This is a genomic window from Novosphingobium sp. TK46 (assembly GCF_055361525.1).
Map to the genome: position 1 here is coordinate 3,658,959 of NZ_CM143963.1, position 17,806 is coordinate 3,676,764.

Consider the following 17,806-nt stretch of genomic DNA (forward strand, 5'->3'; position numbering starts at 1 on the left):
GATCAGCCGCTCACGCGCATTGAGAGGCGATGAAACGCACCGCGGCGTGGTTGCTTCGGCGTGCCCAGGAGTCGGGCTCCCGTTTGGATGGAGCAATAGCTATCGCCGCTTCCGCCGTGGCGCGAAGCGGAGATCCGGAAGACCTTGGCGTCACGTGCGCCGAGGTCAGCGCTTGATCTGCGCATGGTTCTATCAGTAGGCGTGAGCGTCGCATGCCAGTTGATTTGAGAACCGCAGACCATGTTAGATACAGTAGGGCTGGAGAAGAGCTCGCGCGGTGCCGCGTGGAACAAGGTCGGCCTGGTGTTCGGGCTTGCGTTCTTCGTGGTCAGCACGATGGTGGCGATCTGGAACATCCAGGCTCTGCGCAAGAGCGACGAGGCGGTGCGCCATACCCACAGCGTGATGATCGCCCTAGACGAGTTGCTCTCCACCGCGCAGGATGCGGAGACCGGCCAGCGCGGCTACCTGTTGACGGGTGCCACCGGCTACCTCGACCCTTACCGCGGTGCGGTCCAGCAGATGCCCGAGCGGCTCAAGACGCTTACGGAACTGACCCGGGACAACGCCACCCAGCAGGCCAATATGGAGCCCTTGCGCCGGCACGTCGCCGCCAAGTTCGCCGAGCTGGCCGAGACGATCGACCTGCGACGCACACGCAGGCTTGGCGAAGCGCTCACGATCGTCACCAGCAATCGCGGCAAGATCGAAATGGATGCGATACGCGCGCAACTCGAGGTCATGGCGCGCGAGGAGATGCGCTTGCGAGAAATCCGGATCGCCGACATGGCCGATGCCGCGCGCCGGGCCATCACCAGCGGCATCGTGTCCGGCCTGCTTGGCATCGGCCTGACGGTTGCCGTCTTCCTCCTCCTCCATCGCAACGGCCGGGCACGCGCGCGTGAAACGTGGCTGCAGGCGGGGCAAGTCGACCTTGCCGACGCGATCCGAGGCGACAAGACACTCGAGCAGCTCAGTCAGGACGTGCTGGCGTTCCTCGCCAGATATACCGGCTGCCAGGGCGGAGCGCTGTTCAAAGGTGAAGGCGGCAAATTCGTCCGAATGGCCTTGCACGGCATCCCGCCCGAGGCGCCCGTGCCGACCCATTTCGCCTTGAAGGAAGGCTTGCTGGGCCAGGTCGCGGCCGAGGGCGAGGCGATGGTCCTGAACGATGTGCCGGACGGTTACCTTCGGATCGGCTCCGCACTCGGCCGGGACAATCCGCGTCATCTGGTGATCGTCCCCATGAAGGCGGACGGCGCGGTGAATGCCGTGCTCGAACTCGGCTTCTTCCAGCCGGTGGACGATCTGGTGCTTCAGCTTCTGCGAGAGAGCTCGTCTGCGATCGGCGTCGCGCTCAGATCGGCACGCTTTCGCGCCCGGCTGCAGGATGCGCTCGAGGAAACGCAGCGTCAGGCCGGCGAGCTGCAGGCGCAGAGCGAGGAGCTTCGCGTCACCAACGAAGAGCTTGAGGAGCAGGGTCGCGCCCTCAAGGAGTCGCAGGTCCGGCTCGAACAGCAGCAGGTCGAGCTCGAACAGACCAACAGCCAGCTGGAGGAACAGGCGCAGACGCTGGAGAACCAGCGCGACGAGTTGAGCCGCGCCAGTGCCGGCCTGCAGCTCAAGGCGCGTGAACTGGAGCAGGCCAGCCAGTACAAGTCCGATTTCCTGGCCAACATGAGCCATGAACTGCGCACGCCGCTCAACTCGCTGCTGATCCTGTCCAAGCTGCTCGCCGACAACCCCAAGCGCAACCTGAGCGACGAACAGGTCAAGTACGCGCGGACCATCGAATCCTCGGGCAATGACCTGCTGACGCTGATCAACGATATCCTCGATTTGTCGAAGATCGAAGCGGGGCACGTCACGATCCAGCCCGAGCCCCTCGCCCTGCAGCGCTTGACCGGCGACCTGCAGCAGCTGTTCCAGCCGCTGGCGCAGACCCGCGGGGTGGAGTTCGCCATCGACATTGCCGCCGATGTGCCCCGCACGTTCGAAAGCGATCGCGTGCGACTGGAGCAGATCCTAAAGAACCTGCTGTCCAACGCGTTCAAGTTCACCGAACAGGGCCGCGTCACGCTGCAGATCGCCAGCGCCGGGGCCGACCGGATTGCCTTTGGCGTGAAGGACACCGGGATCGGCATCTCGCCCGAGCAGCAAGCCAGCATCTTCGAGGCGTTCCAGCAGGCGGACGGCACCATCAGCCGGCGCTTCGGTGGCACCGGGCTTGGCCTGTCGATTTCACGCGAACTGGCACGTTTGCTCGGCGGTCGGATCGCCCTGCAAAGCAAGCCCGGTGAAGGTAGCACCTTCACGCTGACAGTGCCGCTGTCCTACGATGCGGGTCAGGTCGCGCCGCGCGAACAGCGCGAGCCGTTTCCGCTCGAGCGCCCGTCTCCCGCTACGCCGACGACCGCTTCGGCTGCGAACCCCTCCTCCGACGCCCCGCGCTGGACGGTCGAGGACGATCGCGGAGCGCTGACTGACGGCCGGCGGATCCTGCTGGTGATCGAGGACGACGCGGTGTTCGCTTCGATCGTGTGCGACTTGTCGCGCGAGATGGGTTTCCAGTGCATCGTCGCGGGCACGGCCGAGGAAGCGATGAAGCTGGCCCACCAGTTCAAGCCCAGTGCGGTGGTGCTCGACCTCGGGCTGCCCGACCAGTCCGGCCTCACTGTGCTCGACCGGCTGAAGCACGACGACGAGACCCGGCACATCCCGATCCACGTCATCTCGGCCGCCGATCACAGCCACACCGCGCTCGCGCTGGGTGCGATCGGCTATCACATCAAGCCGGTGAAGCGCGACAAGCTCGCCGAAGTGCTGGCCAGCCTGCAGGAGAAGCTGTCGACCCGCATGCGTCGCGTGCTGATCGTCGAGGACGATCCGGTGCAGCGCGACGCGGTAAGCCGGCTGCTGCTGTCGGACGAAGTCGAGACCGTGGCCGTCGGCACCGCCGCCGATTGTCTCGACCAATTACGCAAGCAGACCTTCGATTGCATGGTGCTCGACCTGACGCTGCCGGACACCACCGGCTTCGCGCTGCTGGAGACCCTGAGCCAGGAAGGAGATCATGGCTTCCCGCCGGTCATCGTCTACACCGGCCACGACCTGTCACCCGACGACGAGCAGCAGCTACGCCGCTATTCCAGCTCGATCATCATCAAGGGCGCGAAATCACCCGAGCGGCTGCTCGACGAGGTGTCGCTGTTCCTGCACCAGGTGGTGTCCGACCTGCCGGCGGATCGGCGCGAGATGATCGAAAAGGCACGCGATCGCGACGCTGCCATGGAAGGCCGGCGCATCCTGATCGTCGAGGACGACGTGCGCAACGTCTACTCGCTCACCAGCGTTCTGGAACCACGCGGCGCGATCGTGCAGATCGCCCGCAACGGCCAGGAGGCGATCGACGCGCTGGCCGCGACGATCGACGTCCGCGCGCCGGCGATCGACCTCGTGCTGATGGACGTGATGATGCCGGTCAAGGACGGCCTGGCCGCCACGCGCGAAATCAGAAGCGATCCGCAATGGGCCAAACTCCCGATCGTCATGCTGACAGCCAAGGCGATGCCCGACGACCAGCAACGCTGCCTGGAGGCGGGCGCCAACGACTACATGTCCAAGCCGATCGATGTCGACAAGCTGCTCTCGCTGGTGCGTGTGTGGATGAGGCGCTAGGGAGCCTGACATGTACGACAGCGTCGAGGATCTTGAGATCCAGCTTCTGCTGGAGGCGCTGCACCAGCGGTATCACTACGATTTTCGCCACTACGCCCGCGCCTCGATCAAGCGCCGCCTGGTGCAGGCCCGCGCGCAGATGGGCTTCGCAAGCTTCTCGGCCCTGCAGGAGGCGCTGCTGCACGACGAAGCGACCCTGCCGCGCCTGTTGAACTACCTGACCGTGCAAGTCAGCGAGATGTTCCGCGATCCGGCCTACTATCGCGCGCTGCGTGAGCGCGTCGTGCCGCACCTGACGACCTATCCTTCGCTCAAGGTGTGGGTCGCAGGGTGCAGCCATGGCGAGGAGCTGTACTCGCTGGCGATCCTGTTCCGCGAAGAATGCCTGTTCAAGCGCACGATCTTCTACGCCACCGACATCAATCCCGATGCCTTGCGCGCGGCGGAGGCCGGGATCTATCCGCTCGACCTAGTACGCAAGTTCACCCAGAACCATCAGCAGTCCGGCGCCCGGACCTCACTGTCCGACTATTACACGGCCGATTATGGGCGGGCCGTGTTCGACAAGAGCCTTCGCGACCATGTCGTCTTTTCGGACCACAGCCTGGCGACCGACGAGGTCTTTGCCGAGATGCACCTGATCTCCTGCCGCAACGTGCTGATCTACTTCGACAAGGACCTGCAGGATCGCGCCATCGGCCTGTTCACCGGCTCGCTGGCGCGGCGCGGCTTCCTGGGCCTGGGATCCAAGGAAAGCCTGCGCTTTTCCAAGCACGCCGATTCCTACCGCGACTTCGTGCGGGAGGAAAAGGTGTACCAGAGGCTGGACCGATGAGCGCGCCCAAGGCCATCGTGATCGGAGCGTCGGCGGGCGCGGTACAGGCGCTGCTGCGGATCCTGCCGGCGCTTCCGGCAAGCTTGCCCGTGCCGATCCTGATCGTGGTGCACATCCCGCCCGATCGCAGCAACGCGCTGGTCTCGCTCTTCGCGTCCAAATGCGCCATCGCGGTGAAGGAAGCGGAGGACAAGGAGATCGCCCTACCCGGCATCGTCTATTTCGCGCCGTCCGACTATCACTTGCTGGCGGAAGCCGATGGCACGCTGGCGCTGTCGATGGACGAGCAGGTGAACCATTCGCGCCCCGCCATCGACGTTTTGCTGGAGACCGCCGCCGATGCCTATGGACCGGATCTCGTCGGCATCGTCCTGACCGGCGCCAACCACGACGGCGCCGCCGGTCTCAAGGCGATCGCACAGGCCGGCGGATCAGCGATCGTCGAGGATCCCGCGACGGCTTCCACCCCGACCATGCCGGCGGCGGCGCTGGCATCGTGCCCCACGGCCCGCGTGCTCGACCTGGCCGCGATCACCGACTATATCGTTGGCCTCCCCCGATGACTGCCATGGATGATCCTATCGATTGCCTCCTGGTCGATGATCTGGAGGAGAACCTCATCGCCCTTGAAGCCCTGCTTCAAGACGACGGGCTGCGCCTGCTGAAAGCGCGTTCGGGCGAGGAAGCGCTCGAACTGCTGCTGACCCACGATGTCGCGCTGGCGCTGCTCGACGTGCAGATGCCGGGCATGAACGGCTTCGAGGTTGCCCAGTTCATGCACGGCAGCGAACGCACGCGCCATGTGCCGATCATCTTTCTGACGGCCGGAAGCGCGGACCAGCAGCGCCGCTTCAGCGGCTACGAGGCCGGCGCGGTCGACTTCATCCAGAAGCCAATTGAGCCCGACATCTTGCGCTCCAAGGCCGCGGTGTTCTTCGATCTTTACCGCCAACGCCGCCAGATCAGCGTGCAGAAGGACGAACTCGAAGCGCTTGCGCGGCAGTTGCAGGTCGCCGACCGGCGCAAGAACGAATTCCTCGCCGTGCTTGGCCACGAGCTTCGCAACCCGGTAATGGCGTTCGGCGCGGGGCTGCGGCTGCTGGAACGGCGCAAGGACGCCGAGACGGCGCACGTCGTGCACGAGCAGATGGGCCGATGCGTCCGCCAGCTGACGCGACTGGTCGAGGACTTGCTGGACATCGCGCGGATCGACCAGGGCAAGATTTCACTGCGACGGGACCAGGTCCACCTGCAGGACGCGCTCAACTTCGCGGTGGAGGCAAGCCGCCATCATATCGACAGTGGCGGGCATGAGCTGTCCGTCGATTTCCCCGGCGAGCCGCTGCTGCTCGACGCCGACTATGCGCGTCTGGTGCAGATCTTCAGCAATCTGCTGAGCAATGCGGCCAAGTACACCCCGGCTGCCGGGCGCATCGGCCTTTCGGCGCAGATCGCGGACAATCACATCGTGGTCGAGGTGTCGGATACCGGTCCCGGGATTCCCGATCACATGCAGGCGAAGATCTTCGAACTGTTCGCGCAGGTCGGCGGCAAGCTCGCTTCCTCGGACGGTCTCGGCATCGGCCTCGCGTTGGTGAAGCAGCTTACCGAGCTTCACGGTGGATCGGTCGAACTCAAGTCGAGCGCGCCGGATCGAGGCAGCGTCTTTCAGGTGCGCTTGCCGCTCACCGTCCATTCAAGGGACGCGGAACGTAGGTAAGTGGCCTTGGCGGCCCACGGCGCTATGACTCTGTTCACGCGCGGGTAGGCGGTGTCAGCACCATCAATGTTCAATCCAGGCCGTCGATGAGCTAAACACACGTCCCTTGGACGACCCTCGATCGAAGTGCGCTTCGCCTTGCCATTATACGCGTCGCACATGACGCGTGCCTTGTGCCCGTGATCACCGGTCGAGAGAGACAATACATGCCCGTTACCGATATCGCGACGCGTACCTACGATCACGGCTTTCGACTTGATCCGATCGTGCGCAGTCTGCTTGATACCGATTTTTACAAGCTGCTGATGCTGCAGATGATCCGCATTTTATATCCTGACGTGCGGGCAACGTTTTCGCTCATCAACCGCACGAAGACGGTACGGCTCGCCGATACAGTCGACGAAGGCGAACTGCGCGCCCAGCTCGATCATGCCCGAAATGTCCGCTTCACCAAAAAAGAGCTGATATGGCTCGCCGGCAACAGCTTCGCGGGACAGGAGCGGATGTTCGCGCCCGACTTCATCGCCTGGCTCGCAGACTTCAGGCTGCCCGAGTATGAGTTGCGCTCGGTTGACGGCCAGTTCGAGTTGCGCTTCGAAGGCCTGTGGACGCATACGACGATGTGGGAGATCCCCGTACTCGCCATCGTCAACGAGCTACGATCGCGCGCGGCGATGAAGACCATGGGCCGGTTCGAGCTGGATATTCTTTATGCCCGCGCCAAGGCCAAGCTCTGGTCCAAGGTCGAGCGTCTGCGCAGGTTGCCCGATCTCGTCCTATCTGACTTTGGCACGCGCCGTCGCCACGGCTTCCTGTGGCAGCGCTGGTGCGTCGAAGCGCTGAAGGAGGGGCTCGGCCACGCGTTCATCGGCAGCTCCAACGTGCTGCTGGCGATGGAGAACGACCTCGAGGCTATCGGCACAAACGCTCATGAATTGCCAATGGTGCTCGCCGCACTCGCGGAAAGCGACGAGGCGCTGGCCACTGCTCCTTATCGCGTGCTTGAGGACTGGCGCCGTCATTATGCCGGGAACCTGTTGATCGTGCTCCCCGACGCATTCGGCACGACCAGCTTCCTGGCGCATGCGCCCGATTGGGTGGCAGACTGGACCGGCTTTCGTCCCGACAGCGCCCCTCCGATCGCCGGTGGCGAGCAGATAATTGCTTGGTGGCAGGCGCACGGCCGTGATCCGCGCGAGAAGCTGCTTATCTTCTCGGACGGCATGGACATCGACACGATCGAGCAGACCTACCGCCACTTCGCAGGCCGAGTGCGAATGAGCTTCGGCTGGGGAACCAACCTTACCAACGACTTCCGCGGCTGCGCGCCAGATGGAGCAATGGGCCTCGAACCGATCTCGCTGGTCGCCAAAGTCACGAGCGCCAATGGGTGTGCCGCGGTCAAGCTCTCCGACAACCCCGCCAAGGCGACCGGCGACAAAGCCGAGATCGCGCGCTATCTGAAGATCTTCGGAACGGCTGGGAGGGTGGAGGCCAACGTTTCGGTCTAAGCCTGCGTTAGCCAAGGGATGCTTATGCGCATCGAGTTCGACCGAGACCCAGCTTGCCATGACTGCGAGCAGTTCTCGACGCAGGTTGACGTCATCTCGCAACGAGAACCGCGGATGGTGGGAACGCGGATGATAGGCTGGGCAATGCGGCGCACCTGATCGCAGCGCAGCACCCTGGCGGACCAACTGCCCGGTTCGTCCCAGGCGAACTTGGGCCATGAACCTTGCGCCAGTATTCGTCCCAATGCTCGAACGCCTGGCTGGGATCTCCCTCGATCGCCAGGGCATGCGATTGCCAGTTGGGACGATGCACTTCATGCCCGTGCCGGCTTTTGCTCGACCCCGGATCCTGCGGTCTTTCGCTCCGGGGCGTGTCGTCCACCCGCCTGAAGAAGGTCGGCGTCACCATCGGCGGCATGCGGCCCGCCGGCCGGGTTGAACCCAGCGGCGGGCGATGCAGGTTGTCGGATCAATCGAAGTCGGTGGTCGTCGTTGCTCTTCTTCGTTCAGGGAATCAGGCGATCGGCACGCAGTGCCGCGAACAGTTCAGTGAACGCATAGTCGGTGGGCTGGTATCGGGTGAACCCGAGCCGTCGGCTCTTGCTCATGTCGGTGACCACCTCGATCGGTCGGCCCAGATCGGCATCGGTGTGCCATGGCGATGCGAGGCGCGACAGGTCGGGCTCGACCAGTCCCTCGCGCTCGGCGATCTGCCGCCAGAGCGGGCCATCATTGGCCATCTGCGCTTCCAAGGGCCGCACGGTTCCGTCGAACGGCACTGGCTCGATCCCGAACCAATCCGCGATGCGGCCCCACATCCAGCTCCAGCGGAAGACGTCGCCGTTGACGACGTTGAACGCTTCGTTTGCGGCCGCCGGCGTGGTTGCCGCCCAGAGCAGGTGGCTGGCAAGTTGCCGGGCGTCGGTCATGTCCGTCAGCCCGTCCCATTGCACCTGGGAACCCGGGAACATGAAGGGCCGGCCGGTCTCGCGGCATAAGGTGGCGTAGACGGCCAGCGTGGTTCCCATGTTCATGGCGTTGCCGACGGCCTTGCCGATCACCGTATGCGGGCGGTGTACGCTCCAGCTGAAGCCGTCCCGTTTGGCCGCGGCAAACACCTTATCCTCCTGAGCGTAATAGAAGTTCTCGATATCGAGCCGCCCCTGCTCCTCGCGGAACGGGGTCTGCGGCATGGCGCCCTTCCCGTAGGCTTCGAAGGGCCCCAGATAATGCTTGAGCCCGGTCACAAGCGCGACATGGCGCGGCGAGCGGGGCTTTGGCAGCGCGTCAAGCAAGTTGCGCACCATCGCCGAGTTGACCCTGATGTTCTCCGCCTCGCTGGCCTGGCGCAGCCAGGTCGTGATGAACACCGCATCGGGTTCGATCGCCGCCAACGCCGCAGCGGTTGTGGTCGCATCCTGCAAATCGGCCGAGAGCGGGTGCACGCCATCCTGTTGCGCCGGATTGCGCGCAAGGCCGTGTACGGTCCATCCTTGCTCCACCAAAAGTGTTGCCGTCGCGCTGCCGACTATGCCGCTCGCGCCGACCACCAATGCTGTTCCGGCCATCTTGACTCTCCGAGAAATCCTGCGTCGATGCGGGAGCTAGGTACCCGGTCGAGCGGTTTCCAGACGGCACCCCAAGGGGACTCAGGCACCAGAAGGTAACCACATGAAGCCCGGATCGGCAGATGAAGAATGGCGGGAAGACTGCGCACCACGACGGGTACTGGCACTGTTCGCCACCAAATGGACGAGCATGATTCTGCACATGCTGCATACGCGGCATGATGACTGCGCCCGTACCGGCGTGCTGCATCGCAGCCTTCCCGGCATCTCCAAGAAAATGTTGACGCAAACCTTGCGCGACATGGAAGGATCCGGCCTGATTTCACGTCATGTCGGCAGCATCGTCCCGCCTGCGGTTGAATACCGGCTGACGTCCTTGGGGAAGCGTTTCGTCGAGCCGGTCGAGCTGTTGTACGAATGGAGCCGGACCAACGCGGATGCGCTCGACCAGCTTGGCCCCAGGCCCAGCGCGCGCCGGTCCTAGATCCCAAGGCTTACGGGCCGCGCGCTGCCCTGCCTTCCTCACCTTCGAATGACTGGTTGACCAAGGAGTTTGATTTGGATCGGGCATCCCGTTCATGGTGCCTGGAGCAGGTTTGCACACCTTCCCATTGCCGCCAGAGATCTCGGGGAAAGTTAGGTGAGACAGAGCTGAACGCTCCGGACCGGCACCGTTCAGGCCGCGGATCGTACCGCTTCACTTCCACTTGGAGGAACGAGGATGCGTAAGTTAGTTATCAGTACGATCGTTGCTGCGATGACCTTGGTCCCCAGCGTTGCCTCGGCGCAGCGCTACAGCGCAGGCAACAACCGCGAAGTACGACGAGAGGTGCGCGAGTGTCGCCGCGAACTGCGTCACGCCGACAGTCGTCGGGATTATCAGCGTGAACGACGCGAATGCCGGCGGGAAATCAGCCGGGCGCAACGCGATTCTGGTCGAGGCTGGCAGGATCACCGGCGGAATCGATTCGATCGCGACCGCTACGACCGAAGTGACCGATACTATCGCCGATAACCACAGCTCCGATGGCGAGGCAGCCGCCTCGCCTTCATCTTGAGACTAAACTGCCACCCCGGGAGCGCCGATCATAATCCTTTTCAGCGAACGGGTTCGAACAATTTCCGGAACGCTTGCAAAGACCTTTTTTGCATTTTTTTCTTCGCACAACGCGGCCGAGCTGCGGAAGGTGAGCGCAGAAACTTTACGGCAAGATCGAAGCGGGATGGCGATATGGGTCTGTGAGGCCGCTCTTGCTTACGGCCGTGACGACCCTGCAAGCCGTTATTGGGGCAAGCTGCCGGTTTGACGCAAGGCCTCCCCCAGCGCCAGCGCGGCAGAGGTGGCAAGGTTCATGGACCTTACGGCCGACTGCATCGGCAGGCGGATGCGGGCGTGACATCCATCGGCAACGCCGGCCGGCACGCCGGCACTTTCCTTGCCGAACAACAGGATATCGTCAGGGCTGAATGCGAAGTTGTAGGCCGAGTCCGTGGCCTTGGTGGTAAACAGCACCAGCCTAGCCTCACCGACGGTCGTTTCGAATGCGGCGAAGTCTGCGTGACGCGTGATCTCGACGTGATCGATATAATCCATAGCCGTTCGCCGCACACGCCGATCGTCCCAGGCGAAGCCCAGAGGTTCGATCAGGTCGACCGACGCTCCCATGCATGCCGCAAGGCGCAGAACCGCGCCGACATTGCCAGCGATCTCTGGCTCGTAAAGGGCGATGCGCACAGGCGTTGTCTGATCAAATCGCGCCTAGACCAGGCGCGCCTGACGCACGGCAGCTTCGATAAAACCGGAGAACAGCGGATGCGGATCGAAGGGCTTGCTCTTGAGTTCGGGATGGAACTGCACCCCCACGAACCAGGGATGATCGGGACGTTCGACGATTTCGGGCAGCAAGCCATCGGGAGACATGCCGGAAAAGATCAGTCCGTTGCTTTCGAGTGCATCCTTGTACGTTCCATTCACCTCGTATCGATGACGGTGACGCTCGGAAATCTCGGTCGAACCATAGATCGCGGCGACGTGACTGTTGGCGGACAGCATCGCGGGATAGGCGCCGACGCGCATGGTACCGCCAAGGTCGCCACCCTCGGCACGCTTTTGAAGCCCGTCCTTGCTCATCCACTCGGTGATGATGCCGACGACGGGCTCGCTGGTCTCGCCAAATTCGGTGGACGATGCATCGGCGACCCCGGCCGCCCGGGCACCTTCGATACAAGCCATCTGCATGCCGAGGCAGATGCCGAAGAACGGCACCTGCCGCTCGCGCGCGAACCGCACGCTGGCGATCTTGCCCTCGGTCCCGCGTTCACCGAAACCACCCGGAACGAGGATTCCGTGCATCGGTTCGAGCATCGCCGCGATCTCGGACGGATCGTCTCGTTCGAAGATCTCGGCATCGAGCCAGTTGATGTTGACCTTGACCCGGTTCGCCATACCGCCGTGGACCAGCGCCTCGTTCAACGATTTGTAGGCGTCCGGCAGGCCGACGTACTTGCCGACCACGCCGATCGTAACCTCGCCTTCGGGATGCTGATAGCGATCGACGATGTCGCTCCATCGCGTAAGCGTCGGCAGCGGGGTGCTCATGCCGAAGTGGTGGAGCACCTCCGCGTCCAGACCCTCGCCATGGTACTGAAGCGGCACGGAGTAGATGTTCGGCGCGTCCAACGCGGGAATGACTGCCTCGCGACGCACGTTGCAGAACAGCGCGATCTTGGCGCGATCGCTGTCGGGTAGCGGGCGATCGCAGCGGCACAGGAGGATATCGGGCTGGATACCCAGCCCGGTCAACTCGCGCACCGAATGCTGTGTCGGCTTGGTCTTCAACTCGCCGGCGGCGGCGATGTAAGGAACCAGCGTGACATGGACGAAGCAGGTCTGCTCACGCCCCATTTCGTTGCGCAACTGGCGAAGCGCTTCGATAAACGGCAAGCTCTCGATATCGCCAACGGTACCGCCGATCTCGCTGAGTACGAAATCCAGGTCGTCGGTATCGGCCATGGCGAACTGCTTGATCGCATCGGTCACATGCGGGATCACTTGGACGGTCGCGCCCAGATAGTCCCCGCGGCGCTCCTTGGCGATAATATCGCGATAAATACGACCGGAGGTGATGTTGTCGCCCTGGTGCGCCGAGACGCCGGTAAAGCGTTCGTAATGGCCCAGGTCGAGGTCCGTCTCGGCGCCGTCGTCGGTGACGTACACCTCTCCATGCTGGTACGGACTCATCGTACCGGGATCGACGTTCAGATAGGGGTCGAACTTGCGAATGCGGACCTTGTAGCCGCGCGCCTGCAGAAGGGCGGCGAGGCTTGCCGCCATCAGCCCTTTGCCTAGCGAGGAGACCACGCCGCCGGTGATGAAGATATGCCGCGCCATGGGTTCTGGGCCTTAAAACGCAAGGCGACGCCGGGGCAAGTGCCCCGCGCCGCAATCCACAATTACGAGGTTGAAGCGATGACCTTGCCGCGCAAGGTCATCGCGCGGCAGCTTACTTCGCGGCCGAGCCGGCAAGGGGATCGTTGGCCGCGGGCGCGGCCGGGCTGGCCGGAGCAGGTGCGGCGGAACCGGGGTTCGTCGTGCCCGCCAGCGGATCGACCGGCGCCTGAACCGGGGCGTTGCGCTGCAAGGATGTATCAAGCTGCCGACCCGAGGTCACGTCCACCGCGAGCGCCGCCATGACGATGCTGAGCGAAACGAAGATCGTCGCCAGCACTGCAGTGGCGCGGGACAGGAAATTCGAAGCCCCACGCGCCGACATCAGCCCCGAAGGATTGCCGCCACCGGTACCGAGACCACCGCCTTCGGACTGCTGGACGAGGATCGTGCCGACAAGTGCGGCGGCGACCAGCGCCTGGACAACGGTCAGGAAGGTAAACAGCATGCGGACCTCTGGTAAATCGATCTTCGCGGGAGCAAACGTCCCGTCGTCTTGCTCGCGCAGATAGGCGGTTGGTGACCGGGGCGCAAGCCGTTGTGCCCGGTCGACCCAACTGCCCTCGCTTTCGCGTCAGATAGCCGCAGCTGCACTCACGATGGCAAGGAAGCTCTCGGCAGTCAGGCTTGCACCGCCGACCAGGGCGCCGCCCACGTCCGGTATCGACAGCAGTTCTGCGGCGTTGTCCGGCTTGACCGATCCGCCATAGAGGATTCGCACGGAAGCGCCGGCATCACCGTAGATGTCGATGAGCTTGGCCCGTAGCGCCTTGTGCATGGCCGCGACATCGGCAACCGACGGAACGCGTCCGGTGCCGATGGCCCATACCGGCTCATAGGCCACGGTCAGCTTCTCGACCGCACCATCGGCATGGGGTGCCGAACCTTCGAGCTGGTTACCAACGACCGTCTCGGCGCTGCCGGCATCGCGCTCGGCCTCGGTTTCGCCGATGCAGAGAATAACCGCCAGTCCGGTGGACAAAGCCGCCTCGGCCTTCGCGCGCACGATCGCATCGGTTTCGCCGTGCAACGTGCGTCGCTCGGAATGACCGACGAGCGTGAAGTCGGCGCCAGCATCCTTGAGCATCGCCGCGGAGATATCGCCGGTGAACGCCCCGTTCTCCTTCTCGTGGCAGTCCTGCCCGCCGACGCCGATCAGTTCGACCGCATCGCGTGTACGATAGAGCAACGTCGCCGGCGGAGCGACGGCTACCTGCACCTTGGTCAAGCGCGCGGCTGCGCGATCGATCGCGCGGGCCTCGTTCAGCATCGCGCGCGTGCCGTTCATTTTCCAGTTGCCGACGATGTAAGGCAGATGCGCCATGGTGTACCCTTATTGTTCGAGCCGAATCCGGTGACACGGCTCCCCCTTGTGCATGGCAGCTAGGACAGGCGTGCCCGCCTTGTCAAAGCGGTGAGGCGATGCCCGGTGTGCCCCCTCAGCCACTAGATTGCCGCGTGCCATTGCAGGACGCCGCTTTGCCTCCTAAAGCGTCGCCGCTCCGGGAACGCGCAGGCGATCCCACCAACATCCTACGCTGAACGGCCATTTCGCGCATGCTCCAGTTCTTTCGCTCCATGATCAAGTCCAAGGTCGGCGCCCTCGTCGCGATCGTCGTACTGGGATTGATTGCGCTCACCTTTGTCGTGGCCGATGTCGGCGGGAGCGGCGGCCTCGGCGGTGCCAGTAGCGGTACGCTGGCCGATGTGGGCGGTGAGGACATCACGTCGGCCGATATGAACCAGGCTGCGGAAGAAGCCTTGCAACGGGTTCGCCAGCAAGATCCGACGATCACCATGGGCGGCCTGATGGCCCGCGGCGCGATGAGTGTCCTGCTCGGTGACCTGATCGACCTCAACGCGCTGTTCGCCTTTGGCAAGGACCATGGGATCGTCGCCGGCGAGCGGCTGATCGATAGCGAGCTTCAGCGGGCCGGTGCTCTCCAGCCCCAGGCCATTCCGCGCAAGTCGGTCGCGACTCGCTTGGTCGCGCGCCAGATCCTTGCTCCGGCCGAATATGGCGCCGTGCTGCCGCGCGAGATGGCATGGCGCTATGGTCAGCTGCTGACCGAGCGACGCACCGGCTCGGTGCTGGTTTTGCCAGCACTGGCTTTCGCCCCGGAACGCGCACCGGACACCGCCGAGTTGCAGGCCTACTACAAGGCAAATACCGCCACCTTCATCCGCCCCGAACGCCGCGTGATCCGTTATGCGACGTTCGGCGCCGACGTGGTGAAGAACGTTGCAGCGCCCACCGCTGCCGAGATCGCCAAGCGCTATGACGCCAACAAGGCGCAGTATGCCGCGCTGGAACGGCGCGGCATAACGCAACTCGTGGTCCCGACCCAGGCTGCCGCGAACGCGATCGTCGCCGAGGTTGGAGGCGGCAAGACGCTGGAAGCCGCAGCATCGCAGAAAGGTCTGTCCGCAGCGAAGATTGCCCCCCTCGGCAAGCAGGATCTGGCCGCCCAGACCGCTCCTGAGGTTGCCGATGCTGTCTTCAAGGCAAAACAGGGCACGCTGATCACGGCACGCAGTCCGCTTGGCTGGTATGTCGTGCGGATTGAAACCGTCGATACCCGCCCCGCGCGCAGCCTCGATCAGGTGACCGGCGAGATCGCCACAGCGCTTGCGACCGAGAAGCAGCGCGCCGCGCTCAGCGACTATGTCGCCAAGGTCGAAGAGCAGTTCGAAAACAACGCAAATCTGCCTGAAGTCGCCCGCAAGCTGGGTCTGCAGGTGCAAACGACGCCGCAAGTCACCGCGGATGGGGCCGTGTATCAGCAGCCCGGCCAGCAGATCGCGCCGACGCTCAAGCCCGTCCTCAAGACGGCATTCGCGATGCAGGAAAGCGAGCCGCAAGTGGCGGAAGCGCAGGCTGGGACGACCTTCGTGATCTATGACGTTTCGGCGATCACGCCCTCGGCACCTGCCCCGTTCAACCAGATCGTGCCTGACGTGAAGCTCGCCTATGCGATCGACAAGGGCGCGCAGGCGGCAAAGGCCCAGGCCTTGAAGGTCCAGGCGGCTTTACGTGGTGGACAGAAGCTGGATGCGGTGGTCGCGGGGATCGGCAAGAAGCTGCCCCCGGTCGAACGTATTGGCCTCAGCCGTCCGCAGCTGGCCCAGATCCAACAATCCGGCCGCCCGGTGCCCCCACCCGTCCAGCTCATGTTCGCGATGGCGCGTGGCACCGTGAAGGTTCAGGAAGCGCCGCAGAAGCGTGGCTGGTTCGTTGTCGTCCTCGACACGATCGAGCCGGGCAAGATCGATCGTAGCGATCCGTCCCTGACCGGCGCTCAGCGCGAACTGGGCAAAGCCGCGGGCAGCGAATATTCCGAGGCCCTGCGCAAGGCGATCACCAAGGACGTCGGCGTCAAGCGCAACGAGGCGGCGATCAAGGCCATGCGCGACCAGCTTTCCGGCAAGGGCGACGGCGAATGAGTCTGGGCGGCTGAAAGTGGTGATCGACAGCGACGCACAACGCCGCCAAGCTCGCGCCGCGCTCTGTTCGGGCAAGCCCGCGCTTATCTGGAAGCGGCTGGTCGCCGACACGGAGACGCCGGTCGGAGCCGCGCTCAAGCTGTTCGAGGGCGAGCGGGGCGATTTCCTGCTGGAATCGGTGGAGGGCGGCGAAACGCGCGGGCGCTATAGCCTCGTCGGCCTGGATCCCGATCTGGTGTTTCGCGCCGACGCCAGCGGCTGCACGATCAACCGCTCGTGGCAAGTGGACCGCGACGCGTTCACTTCGCTGACCGCGGACAGCCTCAGCGAGCTTCGCCTGCTGGTAGAGGCTTGCCGGATCGACGTACCTGACGAACTGCCGTCGGCGCTGGCCTGCCTTGTCGGCTACTTCGGTTACGAGACGATCGGGCTGGTCGAAAGACTGCCGCGTGCGCCGCAAAGCGCGCTTGAGCTCCCCGACATGCTGTTCGTTCGCCCTTCGCTGATCATGGTATTCGATCGCCTCGGCGACGAACTGTTCTGCGTCGCTCCGGTGTGGCCCGAGAACGGCGAGGCCGGTATCGCACGAGCCGAAGATCGCATCGACGACGCGTTGCGGCGGCTGGCCCAACCGATCCCGCTGGTGATACCATCACCAGCCTTGGAAGATCCTGTCCGTACGCCCGTGATGGAGCCGCAGGATTACCGATCGCGCGTTCTGCGGGCCAAGGAATACATCGAAGCGGGCGACATCTTCCAGGTGGTTCTGGCGCAGCGTTTCACCTGCCCCTTCCCGCTGCCGCCGCTGGCATTGTACCGTGCACTGCGCAGGATCAACCCTTCGCCATTTCTCTATTTTCTGGATCTGCCGGGGTTCGCGCTCATCGGATCGAGCCCCGAGATCCTAGTGCGGGTCCGCGATGGCGAGGTGACCATCCGGCCCATCGCCGGCACCCGGCCACGCGGTGCGAACCCGGCCGAGGACAAGGCGAATGAAGCCAGTTTGCTCGCCGATCCCAAGGAGCTTGCCGAACACCTGATGCTGCTGGACCTCGGCCGCAACGACGTGGGAAGGGTGTCGGCTGCCGGGAGCGTCGAGGTGACCGACAGTTTCATGGTCGAGCATTACAGCCATGTCATGCACATCGTCTCGAACGTGGTCGGCAAGCTCGACACTGCCAGGCACGACGCGGTGGATGCGGTGTTCGCGGGGTTCCCGGCCGGCACCGTCTCGGGGGCGCCCAAGGTACGCGCCTGCGAAGTGATTGCGGAACTGGAGCCCGAAACGCGCGGCGCCTATGCGGGCGGCGTGGGGTATTTCGCGCCCGATGGATCGGTCGACAGCTGTATCGTCCTGCGCACCGGCGTGCTCAAGGACGGCGTGCTCCACGTTCAGGCGGGCGCCGGGATCGTCGCCGACAGCGACCCTGCGTCCGAGCAGCGCGAATGCGAAGCTAAGTCGGGCGCACTCTTCGCCGCGGCGCGCGAAGCGATCAGGGTCGCGGGAGAGCCGGGCTTCGGCCAGTGACGGGATCGGCGTCGCAGCCAGGCACGCTTGAGGCTCCACTGTCTTCAGCGGAGCCAAACCACCGGCCTGCCCTC

The 17,806-nt window shown here is 64.1% G+C and carries 14 protein-coding genes; 9 read left to right on the plus strand and 5 right to left on the minus strand.

All coding sequences use genetic code 11. The features are described from left to right. Window positions 1–240 precede the first annotated feature (240 nt). The 5 genes from ACXJ1Z_RS17480 to pncB all read left to right on the plus strand — a co-directional run bounded on the left by ACXJ1Z_RS17480 (window position 241) and on the right by pncB (window position 7,744). A complete protein-coding gene (locus tag ACXJ1Z_RS17480) occupies window positions 241–3,678 on the plus strand; it encodes a response regulator (RefSeq protein ID WP_463778409.1) in 3,438 nt (1,145 codons plus the stop codon). Between the two features lie 10 nt (window positions 3,679–3,688). Continuing rightward, window positions 3,689–4,513 carry a CheR family methyltransferase gene (locus ACXJ1Z_RS17485; RefSeq protein ID WP_463778411.1) on the plus strand — a complete coding sequence of 275 codons (825 nt, stop codon included), beginning with the start codon at window positions 3,689–3,691 and terminating at the stop codon, window positions 4,511–4,513. After that, on the plus strand, window positions 4,510–5,076 hold the full coding sequence (locus ACXJ1Z_RS17490) for a chemotaxis protein CheB (RefSeq protein ID WP_463778413.1): 567 nt from the start codon (window positions 4,510–4,512) through the stop codon (window positions 5,074–5,076). Before ACXJ1Z_RS17485 ends, ACXJ1Z_RS17490 begins: the two co-directional genes overlap by 4 nt. A 5-nt stretch (window positions 5,077–5,081) precedes the next feature. Continuing rightward, window positions 5,082–6,233: a hybrid sensor histidine kinase/response regulator gene (locus ACXJ1Z_RS17495; RefSeq protein WP_463778415.1), complete on the plus strand. Its 1,152-nt coding sequence runs from the start codon at window positions 5,082–5,084 to the stop codon at window positions 6,231–6,233. Between the two features lie 206 nt (window positions 6,234–6,439). Continuing rightward, entirely contained in the window at window positions 6,440–7,744 is a 1,305-nt protein-coding gene (gene pncB / locus ACXJ1Z_RS17500; protein WP_463778417.1) for a nicotinate phosphoribosyltransferase, read from the plus strand. 506 nt (window positions 7,745–8,250) lie between these two features. Here the strand turns inward: pncB and ACXJ1Z_RS17505 are convergent. Next, on the minus strand, window positions 8,251–9,312 hold the full coding sequence (locus ACXJ1Z_RS17505) for an SDR family oxidoreductase (protein ID WP_463778419.1): 1,062 nt from the start codon (window positions 9,310–9,312) through the stop codon (window positions 8,251–8,253). Window positions 9,313–9,415: 103 nt separating this feature from the next. On the opposite strand from ACXJ1Z_RS17505, the gene ACXJ1Z_RS17510 reads away from it, so the two are divergent. Both ACXJ1Z_RS17510 and ACXJ1Z_RS17515 read left to right on the plus strand, forming a co-directional pair. Then, on the plus strand, window positions 9,416–9,796 hold the full coding sequence (locus ACXJ1Z_RS17510; protein ID WP_463778421.1) for a winged helix-turn-helix transcriptional regulator: 381 nt from the start codon (window positions 9,416–9,418) through the stop codon (window positions 9,794–9,796). A 400-nt stretch (window positions 9,797–10,196) separates the two neighbouring features. Continuing rightward, the gene (locus tag ACXJ1Z_RS17515; RefSeq protein WP_463778422.1) at window positions 10,197–10,370 is read left to right on the plus strand and encodes a hypothetical protein; all 174 of its coding nucleotides are present in this window, start codon (window positions 10,197–10,199) and stop codon (window positions 10,368–10,370) included. Between the two features lie 224 nt (window positions 10,371–10,594). On the opposite strand, the gene ACXJ1Z_RS17520 is transcribed toward ACXJ1Z_RS17515, so the two are convergent. The 4 genes from ACXJ1Z_RS17520 to tpiA form a co-directional block, all read right to left on the minus strand. Beyond that, window positions 10,595–11,047, minus strand: a complete 453-nt coding sequence (locus ACXJ1Z_RS17520; RefSeq protein WP_463778424.1) for a tRNA (cytidine(34)-2'-O)-methyltransferase — start codon at window positions 11,045–11,047, stop codon at window positions 10,595–10,597. Window positions 11,048–11,071: 24 nt separating this feature from the next. Continuing rightward, window positions 11,072–12,703, minus strand: a complete 1,632-nt coding sequence (gene pyrG / locus ACXJ1Z_RS17525; RefSeq protein ID WP_463778425.1) for a CTP synthase — start codon at window positions 12,701–12,703, stop codon at window positions 11,072–11,074. 112 nt (window positions 12,704–12,815) lie between these two features. Then, window positions 12,816–13,205, minus strand: a complete 390-nt coding sequence (gene secG, locus ACXJ1Z_RS17530) for a preprotein translocase subunit SecG (RefSeq protein WP_463781287.1) — start codon at window positions 13,203–13,205, stop codon at window positions 12,816–12,818. 129 nt (window positions 13,206–13,334) lie between these two features. Further along, on the minus strand, window positions 13,335–14,084 hold the full coding sequence (gene tpiA, locus ACXJ1Z_RS17535; protein ID WP_463778427.1) for a triose-phosphate isomerase: 750 nt from the start codon (window positions 14,082–14,084) through the stop codon (window positions 13,335–13,337). A 233-nt stretch (window positions 14,085–14,317) separates the two neighbouring features. Here tpiA and ACXJ1Z_RS17540 point away from each other — a divergent pair, with 233 nt between their 5' ends. Both ACXJ1Z_RS17540 and ACXJ1Z_RS17545 read left to right on the plus strand, forming a co-directional pair. Next, window positions 14,318–16,204 carry a peptidylprolyl isomerase gene (locus ACXJ1Z_RS17540; RefSeq protein ID WP_463778428.1) on the plus strand — a complete coding sequence of 629 codons (1,887 nt, stop codon included), beginning with the start codon at window positions 14,318–14,320 and terminating at the stop codon, window positions 16,202–16,204. A 19-nt stretch (window positions 16,205–16,223) separates the two neighbouring features. Continuing rightward, window positions 16,224–17,732, plus strand: a complete 1,509-nt coding sequence (locus ACXJ1Z_RS17545; protein WP_463778429.1) for an anthranilate synthase component I family protein — start codon at window positions 16,224–16,226, stop codon at window positions 17,730–17,732. Window positions 17,733–17,806 lie beyond the last annotated feature (74 nt).